This window comes from Clostridium sp. DFI.5.61 (assembly GCF_024462915.1).
Taxonomy (GTDB): domain Bacteria; phylum Bacillota; class Clostridia; order Oscillospirales; family Oscillospiraceae; genus Lawsonibacter; species Lawsonibacter asaccharolyticus.
This window is the reverse complement of record NZ_JANGBZ010000031.1, coordinates 24,688-32,111: the sequence shown is the minus strand read 5'-3', so window position 1 is coordinate 32,111 and position 7,424 is coordinate 24,688. Positions and strand designations below refer to the sequence as shown.

Annotated in this window: 13 protein-coding genes and 1 tRNA gene; 4 read left to right on the top strand and 10 right to left on the bottom strand. The window is 62.3% G+C overall.

What is annotated here, in order from left to right:
- Positions 1 to 67 precede the first annotated feature (67 nt).
- The 10 genes from NE584_RS13335 to NE584_RS13290 all read right to left on the bottom strand — a co-directional run bounded on the left by NE584_RS13335 (position 68) and on the right by NE584_RS13290 (position 5,848).
- Entirely contained in the window at positions 68 to 457 is a 390-nt protein-coding gene (locus tag NE584_RS13335; protein ID WP_050624540.1) for an Asp23/Gls24 family envelope stress response protein, read from the bottom strand.
- Between the two features lie 222 nt (positions 458 to 679).
- On the bottom strand, positions 680 to 841 hold the full coding sequence (locus NE584_RS13330) for a hypothetical protein (RefSeq protein ID WP_256183015.1): 162 nt from the start codon (positions 839 to 841) through the stop codon (positions 680 to 682).
- Between the two features lie 217 nt (positions 842 to 1,058).
- Positions 1,059 to 1,673 carry a SpoIIIAH-like family protein gene (locus tag NE584_RS13325; protein ID WP_256183014.1) on the bottom strand — a complete coding sequence of 205 codons (615 nt, stop codon included), beginning with the start codon at positions 1,671 to 1,673 and terminating at the stop codon, positions 1,059 to 1,061.
- Between the two features lie 27 nt (positions 1,674 to 1,700).
- Positions 1,701 to 2,210: a stage III sporulation protein AG gene (locus NE584_RS13320; protein ID WP_256183013.1), complete on the bottom strand. Its 510-nt coding sequence runs from the start codon at positions 2,208 to 2,210 to the stop codon at positions 1,701 to 1,703.
- Positions 2,207 to 2,698, bottom strand: a complete 492-nt coding sequence (locus tag NE584_RS13315; RefSeq protein ID WP_256183012.1) for a stage III sporulation protein AF — start codon at positions 2,696 to 2,698, stop codon at positions 2,207 to 2,209. The genes NE584_RS13320 and NE584_RS13315 overlap by 4 nt, the downstream gene beginning before the upstream one ends.
- A complete protein-coding gene (locus NE584_RS13310; RefSeq protein WP_050624536.1) occupies positions 2,695 to 3,765 on the bottom strand; it encodes a stage III sporulation protein AE in 1,071 nt (356 codons plus the stop codon). Before NE584_RS13310 ends, NE584_RS13315 begins: the two co-directional genes overlap by 4 nt.
- The gene (locus tag NE584_RS13305; protein WP_242850337.1) at positions 3,762 to 4,139 is read right to left on the bottom strand and encodes a SpoIIIAC/SpoIIIAD family protein; all 378 of its coding nucleotides are present in this window, start codon (positions 4,137 to 4,139) and stop codon (positions 3,762 to 3,764) included. Before NE584_RS13305 ends, NE584_RS13310 begins: the two co-directional genes overlap by 4 nt.
- 11 nt (positions 4,140 to 4,150) lie before the next feature.
- Positions 4,151 to 4,345 carry a stage III sporulation protein AC gene (gene spoIIIAC / locus NE584_RS13300; RefSeq protein ID WP_050624534.1) on the bottom strand — a complete coding sequence of 65 codons (195 nt, stop codon included), beginning with the start codon at positions 4,343 to 4,345 and terminating at the stop codon, positions 4,151 to 4,153.
- 94 nt (positions 4,346 to 4,439) lie between these two features.
- Positions 4,440 to 4,946: a stage III sporulation protein AB gene (locus NE584_RS13295; RefSeq protein WP_050624533.1), complete on the bottom strand. Its 507-nt coding sequence runs from the start codon at positions 4,944 to 4,946 to the stop codon at positions 4,440 to 4,442.
- On the bottom strand, positions 4,943 to 5,848 hold the full coding sequence (locus tag NE584_RS13290; protein WP_256183011.1) for a stage III sporulation protein AB: 906 nt from the start codon (positions 5,846 to 5,848) through the stop codon (positions 4,943 to 4,945). Before NE584_RS13290 ends, NE584_RS13295 begins: the two co-directional genes overlap by 4 nt.
- A 167-nt stretch (positions 5,849 to 6,015) precedes the next feature.
- Between NE584_RS13290 and NE584_RS13285 the strand changes: the two genes are divergently transcribed.
- The 4 genes from NE584_RS13285 (at position 6,016) to NE584_RS13270 (ending at position 7,404) form a co-directional block, all read left to right on the top strand.
- Entirely contained in the window at positions 6,016 to 6,369 is a 354-nt protein-coding gene (locus tag NE584_RS13285; protein ID WP_050624532.1) for a hypothetical protein, read from the top strand.
- Positions 6,366 to 6,566 carry a helix-turn-helix transcriptional regulator gene (locus tag NE584_RS13280; RefSeq protein WP_108981417.1) on the top strand — a complete coding sequence of 67 codons (201 nt, stop codon included), beginning with the start codon at positions 6,366 to 6,368 and terminating at the stop codon, positions 6,564 to 6,566. Before NE584_RS13285 ends, NE584_RS13280 begins: the two co-directional genes overlap by 4 nt.
- A 137-nt stretch (positions 6,567 to 6,703) precedes the next feature.
- A tRNA-Pro gene (locus tag NE584_RS13275) sits at positions 6,704 to 6,780 on the top strand.
- Positions 6,781 to 6,948: 168 nt separating this feature from the next.
- Entirely contained in the window at positions 6,949 to 7,404 is a 456-nt protein-coding gene (locus NE584_RS13270) for a hypothetical protein (protein WP_256183010.1), read from the top strand.
- The last annotated feature ends 20 nt before the right edge of the window (positions 7,405 to 7,424 follow it).

The window sequence follows — 7,424 nt, the reverse complement described above, 5'->3', positions numbered from 1 at the left end:
GCCGGGCGGCGCGGCCCCCGCCCCCCCCCCCCCGCTTCTGTTCCATTTTCAGCTGCGGCCGCAGAAATCAGCCGGTCTGCTGCTCCTTTTTCTCCAGGGTGATCCCGCCCACGCCCACGTTGACTGCGGCCACCGTCAGGCCGGTCATGGACTCCACGCTGCTCTTCACCGCGTCCTGCACGGCCCGTCCCACCTCGGGGATGGTGTGTCCATAGGACATCAGCACCGCCAGTTCCACCGTGACCTGCTCGTCCTCCACCTGGATATGGACTCCCTTGGTCAGGTTCTTCTTGTTGCTCAGCAGCTCCGCGATGTCGCTGCCCAGGTTGGCACTCAGCCCGCTGACTCCCTCCACCTCCAAAGCGGCGGCGGCAGCGATGCTGGCCAGGACCTCCCCGGAAATATGGATATTGCCCAGCTCGTCAGAGCGGGAGACGTACTCTCTATTCTCACTCACGGATGGTCACGCTCCTTCACGTCACAGTTTCCGCGTCTGCGGAGATCTTGTTCACTATTGTACCACAGCAGAGGCGCTTTGACAACTGAAACCTCAAAAAGTCCCTTTTGCCTTTTGAAGTGGTTTTGGATATAAATGACCTCCCACCATCAAAATCACGGAAGAAGATATGTCCACAGATAGCTGCTGCTCAATAAATTTGAAAATTTCATGGGCAATACTCTAAATTTCAAATATCAGAATGGCTTGATCTGTTCCGACTGTCGACATGGCTGCCAATTTATATGTGCCCTTCTTCATCATTTCTTCCGCCTTTTTTTCGATAGCCTTTGCCAGGTCTTCTGTACCGGTAGAACATTCCACGACAACTGATTTGTAAAGCATCAGATCTACCCTCTCTCACAAATTAAATTTCTTATTCTTTCGATTATGCTGCAATACGCGGGATGAAAAACAAATTTTTCTTATTTTATCATGTCTCTCTGCTTCAATCAACACATAGCGAGATCTATAGAGACATCTCACCCAGCAGAAATCAGATAAGAAAGAAGAGGGGAGCAGCGCTCCCCTCTTCTTTCTTATCCTGTTTTCCCGCGCGTCTCTACTCCACCTCAATGATCTTGATCTGGCTGGCGGTGAAGCCGGCCACCTCTGTGACGATATCCACGATGCGGGCGGTGTCCGCCTCCGTGATGCCGCCCTCCGGCGCGGCCACCGCCAGGCTGACGCTCTCGTCCCCGATGAAGGCCACGCAGTCCGTATAGCCCTTGGCTACTACCAGGTTCTCGATCTGGGCCTCGGTGACGGTGTAGTCCGCCATGGCCTGGATGGTGTCGTTGGCCTGGTCCTTCATGGTCTGGTCTGCATCCTCCCCGGCAGCCGCCTCTTGGAGCAGGGTCAGGGCGCTGTCCCGGGCCTGCTGGCGGTTAAGGCGGGCAGTGGCGAAGTAGCTGTTGGAGGAGGAGGACGTCTGCCCCGCCTCACCCGTGCCCGCTGTCGGGTCCTCCTGTCCGGCAGTGCCGGAGGCCCCCACCAGCGGGTCCTCCGTCTGTCCGTCCACCATGGTGGACTCCCCCAGGGTCTTTCCCGCCGCCGTCTCCTGCTCGTAGTTCCAGTTCAGATAGACCGCCGCGCACACGAACAAGGCGATGGCGGCCACCACCGCGTTCCGCTTCCAGAGCTGAGACAGGCTCACGCCCTTTCCCTTTGTCTTCATACCCATGTCCTCCTCAAATTCAAAATTTTAATTTCCTTCACAGATGGAGATGCGGTCGCTACCCAGGCCGGTGAGGGCCGAGACCGCCTCCAGCAGCCGCAGCTGGACCGCCGGGTCGCCCCCGCCGGGACAGACCACCAGCGCCCCCTGAAACTGGGGCGTCAGAGTGTAGAGGGGCACCACCCCCTCCGTCCCCGCCCCCTGTCCCACCGTGACGGCGGAGGCGGAGGATCGCTCCCCGTCCCGCTCCACGTTCTGGGCTAGGATCTGGCGGCTGCCGCTCTTCAGGGTCAGCACCACCCGGGTCTTTCCCGCCCCCTGGATATCGGAGAGCACCTGAGACAGCTTCTCCTCAAACAACTCCAGGTCGAACTGACCTTCCCCCTCCGGCGGGCCCTGGGCCTCCTCGCTCCCCCCGGACGGACCTATGGGCAGCATCATCAGCAGCACCCCCGCCGCCATCACCAGCAGTACATACTGATACCGTTTCAGCGCCCCCTTCCAACGCTCCCGCAGCTGGGGCCAGATCTCTTTCACGGCGACTCCTCCCTTATGTATTCCTGCCGCTGCGCCGGGATGTCCAGATCACTCTGGATCTCCCGGACAAGCTGTTCCTGTTCTTCCTGGGCCAGGTCCCCCGTCACGCTGCACCTCCAGGGGAGGAACACCCCCGCCGCTTCCTGGGTGCAGGTCACCCGGACCTGACAGGTGATCCCAAGCTCCGCCGCCTTGTCCATAACATATGCGGCACACTGCTCCTCTATGACCAGCTTCATCCAGTCATTTGTATCTGTCCTCAGCCGGTCCGCCTGTTCCTCGATCTGTGCCGAATACCCGGACAGCCCGCCCTCCGCCGGCAGGGTGAGTTCCGCCGCCGGACGGAACACCGCCGCCAGCAGCACCAGTCCGCACACCAGCCGCCCCACCCGCTTGGGTCCGCCCTCCTGCATCAGCCCTTCGGCCAGGGCTGCCAGGATGGCCGCTGCCGTCACTCCCAGCAGCCACTCCCGGGCCGCATCCATCATGGCGTCACCGCCTTTACCGCCGAGGCCAGACTGACCAGCAGCATCAGGGCGCAGGCTCCGGTCATGCCCAGCACGATGCCGAAGGCCCCGCCGATACTGTCCAGAAGGTCGGACAGCCGCTTGTCAGACACCGTCCCGATCAGCGCCGCCGCCAGCTTATAGGTGAGGTAGTGAAATGCCAGCTGAAGGAAGGGGATCAGGCAGATGGCCAGGACCCCCAGCATCCCCACGATCCCCACCGTCCCCCGCAGCACGCCGGCCCCCACCAGCACGGTCTCCGCCGCGTCGGCCAGGATGCCTCCTACCACCGGGACGGCCCGAGAGATGGCCATTTTGGCTGTCTTGATCGCGGCGGCGTCGGCCGAGCCGGCGATGGCCCCGCTGGCGGTGAGATAGCCCACAAAGGCCAGCAGGACGGCGGTGAGCAGGGATGTGACCACCCATTTCAGCACCGACGCCAGCTTTTTCAGCCCCTCGTTCCCCACCGCCGCGTGGGCGGCGCACACCGCCACATAGGCGTAGACGATGGGCACCAGCAGGGTGTCGATGGCTCCGATGAGCAGGTCGGAGAACAGCACGGTGGCCCCCTGCCGCACCGCCGCCCCGGTGGCCGCTCCGGTGGCTGCGGTCAGCACCGCCACCACCGGCAGCAGCAGCCCGGCAAAGCCGTCCATCTGCTCTATGGTCTGCCGCCCCAGACCGATCATGGTCTGCATGTCGCTCACCGACAGGGCGGTCACCGCCAGGGCGCCTGCCATCTGCACCGCCTGGAGGCCCCCCTCCCGCTTTCCGGCGTACACCCCCTCCGCCAGACCGCAGAACACCGCCACCGCCAGCAGCTTCAGCCCGGTCTGGGCGCTGCGGCGCAGCAGCTCCCCCGCCTGTCCCAGGGCCTGTTCCGCCAGGCCGGACAGGCCGCCGCTCAAATCCCCGTCCGGCTCCACGCCGTAGGATTCCGCCGCCTGCCACAGCTCGTCCAGCCCCTCCACCTGCTCCGGCTCCCCCGCCGCCCTGCAGGGCATCGCCAGCAGGAGCATCACCGCCACCACTGTCAAAACCTGTTTCATCCCAGCAACTCCGCCATCATCGTCAGCACTCCCTCCGCCAGCGGGAGGGCCACCGCCAGGGCCAGGATGGTCCCGGCCACCTCCACAAAGGCCGCTGCGCCCCCCTCCCCGGCGGCCCGGCACACCTCCCCCGTCACCTTGGTCAGGATGGAGATGGCCGCCGTTTTCAGCACCGGCTCCACCAGGGTGCTGTCCAGCCCCGCCCGCCCGGCCAGTCGGCCGATGGCCTCCACCACCGAACCCAGGGCGCCGGCGGCCAGCATCAGCATCCAGCACCCCGCCGCCAGCACCAGCACCAGCGCCGCCTCCGGCGCGCCCCGCCGGATCACTGCGGCGCACAGCACTGCTGTCACCGCCAGAGCGGCGATCTGCATGATCCCCTCCATTACAGGTGGAACAGGGTCTTGACCATGGTGAACAGCTGGGCGATCTCCTGCACCACCATCATCAGCACCACCACCAGCCCCGCCAGGGTGGTCATCATGGCCTGCTCGTCCCTCCCGGCCCGGCTCAGCACCTGGTTGAGCACCGCGACCAGGATGCCGATGGCCGCGATCTTAAAAATCAAATCCACATCCAACGTCAGATCCCTCTTTTCCGCTCCTCAGTAACTGTACCGACTTGTCCCGGTTTTTTCCGTCGGAACTCCGGGCCGGCGGCAGATTCTCCACTTTTTACAAAAGGAGGATGACCAGAAAGGCCCCCGCTGTCACCCCCAGGGCCCCGTACACCTTTCCCAGCCGGAGACGCTCCTCCCCGGCCCGGGCCCGCAGTCCCTCCAGCTCCCGCCGGGCCCCGGCGATGGCCGCCTGCTGTCCCCGCCCGTCATAGCGCCCCAGCACCTCCCCCAGGGGGTACAGGGCCCGCTTCGCCTCCGGTGAGACGGGAAGCTGGTCGGTGAGCCGCCGCCAGGCGTGGGCAAAGGTCTCCCGCTCCAGTCCGTCCAGCGCCCGCCGGCAGGCGGAGAACAGGCGCCGGGCGGGCTCCTCCGTCCGGTGAGCCAGCTCCTCCATCAGCTGGGGCAGCGGGGTCAGCCGCAGGGCCAGCTCCCGCTCCATCAGCTCCAGTCCGGCGCACAGGGCCCCCAGGGCCCGCTCCCGGTGGGCCAGCTCCGCCGCAGCGCTCATTCCCAGCCAGACCGGGCCCGCCGCCAGGCAGACCGCGCCAAGCATCCGGATCATTCCAGCACCTCCACTTCATAGATCCTCCGGCCCGCCTCCCTGCGGATGCGGACCAGCCGCCGGAAGACTCCCTCCTCCAGCAGCCCCCGGTACAGCTTCCGCCGGGACAGGTCCTCCCGTCCCGCCCCGTGGGCGGTGGCCAGCAGTGTCACGCCGCAGCCCGCCGCGGACACCAGCGCCGCCACGTCCTCCGGCGCGGTGATCTCGTCCACCGCCAGCACCTGGGGGTTCATCCCCCGAAGCAGGGTCATCAGCCCCCACGCCTTGGGACACCCCTCCATCACATCGGTGCGGGGGCCCACGTCCAGCTGGGGGACCCCGTCGAACAGCGCCGCGATCTCCCCCCGCTCGTCGGCCACCCCCACCCGCCGGGGAGGCGCCCCCTCCCCGGCGGAGACGGCCCGCACCAGATCCCGCAGGAGGGTGGTCTTGCCCAGCCCCGGAGGGGCCAGGATCAGGGCGCTCTCCAGCCGCCCGCTCTCTAACAGCGACGGCAGCACCTCCTCCGCCGCCCCGGGGAACTGCCGCGCCACCCGCACCGCAGCGGAGGACAGCTTCCGGATGGTCCGCACTGCCCCGTCCTCCAGGGCCACCGTGCCGCACAGCCCCACCCGGTGTCCCCCCTGGACGGTCAGGTACCCCCGGCTGAGCTGGTCCAGCACGGCGTGGACAGAGGCCCGGCTGGCCAGTTCCAGCAGCTGCTCCAGCTCCTGCTGGGTCACGGGGGGCCCGGCCAGTGCCCTCTCCCCCTCCGGCAGCACTGCCGCCATAGGGAGCCCCACCCGCAGCCGCAGCTCCTCGATCTGGCTCCGCCGGTCCTCCGGCAGGGACATCACCCCGCTCCGCAGGCGCAGGGGCAGGACCCGCGCCGCCTGCTCCACGCCGGATTCTCTCTGCGTCATCAGCCTGTCCACCTCCGTTTGACTCATCCTATGAGGACAGGCCCCCGCCTATTCCTCCTTTTTGTGTGATATTTTTCGCACATCTCTCTTGACATCTCTCCAGGGATGTGATATATTTCACTCACAACATGTGAGAAATATCTCTCATCTCAGAAAGGAGCCTCTCTATGCGGCACCCGTTCAACTATCTGTCCCTGCTCTCACTCCCCGCCCTGGCCGCCCTGATCTATTTCCCCACCGGGGACGCGGATTTTCTCGGCTTTCTCGGCTTTTTGGTCTTTCTGCGCTACCTGTGGGTCAACCCGGACGAGCTCTTCCTGCTCACCCTGCGCCGGGCGGCCACCAGCGCCTTCCTGGCTGAGTGCGTGCTCCTGGCTCCGCTGCTGCTCCTCTTTTACCTCCTGGAGCCCGGCTCCAGTCCCATGCCCCAGGCCCTGGGCCTCAGCTTCGCCCTCTCCCTGATCTTCTTCTGCCTGTTCCACACCTGGCTGGAGTGGAAGGAAAGCAGGGACTGCGCATGAGCCTGCGCACCAAGATCCGGGAGCTCCGCCTCCGGGACCGGCTCAGCCAGGAGGAGCTGGCCCAGCGGGTGGGCGTGCGGCGGGAGACCATCGGCCACCTGGAAAATGGACACTACAACCCCTCCCTGAAGCTGGCCATGGACATCGCCCATGTCTTTGGGTGCACTGTGGAGGATATCTTCTCCTTTGAGGACTGACCCAATCGGCCCTCTCCCGCCCCCGGAGACGCCCGCCAAAAATTTTTCAAGTTTTTTTCAAAAAGGGCTTGCATTATTTTGACAGGTGTGGTAATATACAAAAGCTGTCCGGTGAGTTCACTTCGGACCGCGGCTTTCCGGGTGTGGCGAAGTTTGGTATCGCGCTTGAATGGGGTTCAAGAGGCCCTGAGTTCGAATCTCAGCACTCGGACCAAACAATGATAATCCGAACTGCATTATCCAAGTGGGTAATGTAGTTCGGATTTATCATTTCTATTGAAAATGTGCTTTGATGGACAAGGGCAGGATTGGTTTTCCTGCCCTTGCCTTTTTTATGAAATCCATATATAATTATATAAACTGAATAAAGGTGGTGTGTTATATGAGAAAATCATGGTGGAAAATTCCTCTATATTGTATAGTTGCAAGTTGGATATGCTTTCAACTGGAAGTTCGTTTTTTGGTAAGATGGACAATAGTAACATTGCCAGACGGGTCAATATCTACAGATAGTACACGACGGTTAATTCTTAATATTGTGCTATTTATAATTGTTGTTGCAATTGGTGGATTTTTCTTTTTTCGTAAAATGACTCACAAAGAACTTTTTTGCTCTGCGTCTGTTTTGGTTGTACTCAATATTGTATTTGGCTTAATTGCTTATAAAATGCAAGGAATGTTTTCTTTTTATTTTGCCGAGTTAACAGAGTGGGATAGTCTTATTTCAAGCCTGCTATTCCAAGTTACTCAAAATGTTTGGATTTCTGCTGTAATCAACTGGATATTGCCTCCATATATTTTTGTTCTATTTGGAAAAAAAGCATCTAACGAGAGTTAATAAAAAGGCGGGAGCATCGT

What these genes read in the sequence shown, in the direction of transcription:
- NE584_RS13330 (WP_256183015.1), bottom strand. Translation starts at nt 841, where the DNA reads ATGCTTTACAAATCAGTTGTCGTGGAATGTTCTACCGGTACAGAAGAC.
- NE584_RS13290 (WP_256183011.1), bottom strand. Translation starts at nt 5,848, where the DNA reads ATGACGCAGAGAGAATCCGGCGTGGAGCAGGCGGCGCGGGTCCTGCCC.
- NE584_RS13295 (WP_050624533.1), bottom strand. Translation starts at nt 4,946, where the DNA reads ATGATCCGGATGCTTGGCGCGGTCTGCCTGGCGGCGGGCCCGGTCTGG.
- NE584_RS13285 (WP_050624532.1), top strand. Translation starts at nt 6,016, where the DNA reads ATGCGGCACCCGTTCAACTATCTGTCCCTGCTCTCACTCCCCGCCCTG.
- NE584_RS13305 (WP_242850337.1), bottom strand. Translation starts at nt 4,139, where the DNA reads ATGCAGATCGCCGCTCTGGCGGTGACAGCAGTGCTGTGCGCCGCAGTG.
- NE584_RS13315 (WP_256183012.1), bottom strand. Translation starts at nt 2,698, where the DNA reads ATGATGGATGCGGCCCGGGAGTGGCTGCTGGGAGTGACGGCAGCGGCC.
- NE584_RS13310 (WP_050624536.1), bottom strand. Translation starts at nt 3,765, where the DNA reads ATGAAACAGGTTTTGACAGTGGTGGCGGTGATGCTCCTGCTGGCGATG.
- NE584_RS13270 (WP_256183010.1), top strand. Translation starts at nt 6,949, where the DNA reads ATGAGAAAATCATGGTGGAAAATTCCTCTATATTGTATAGTTGCAAGT.
- NE584_RS13325 (WP_256183014.1), bottom strand. Translation starts at nt 1,673, where the DNA reads ATGAAGACAAAGGGAAAGGGCGTGAGCCTGTCTCAGCTCTGGAAGCGG.
- NE584_RS13280 (WP_108981417.1), top strand. Translation starts at nt 6,366, where the DNA reads ATGAGCCTGCGCACCAAGATCCGGGAGCTCCGCCTCCGGGACCGGCTC.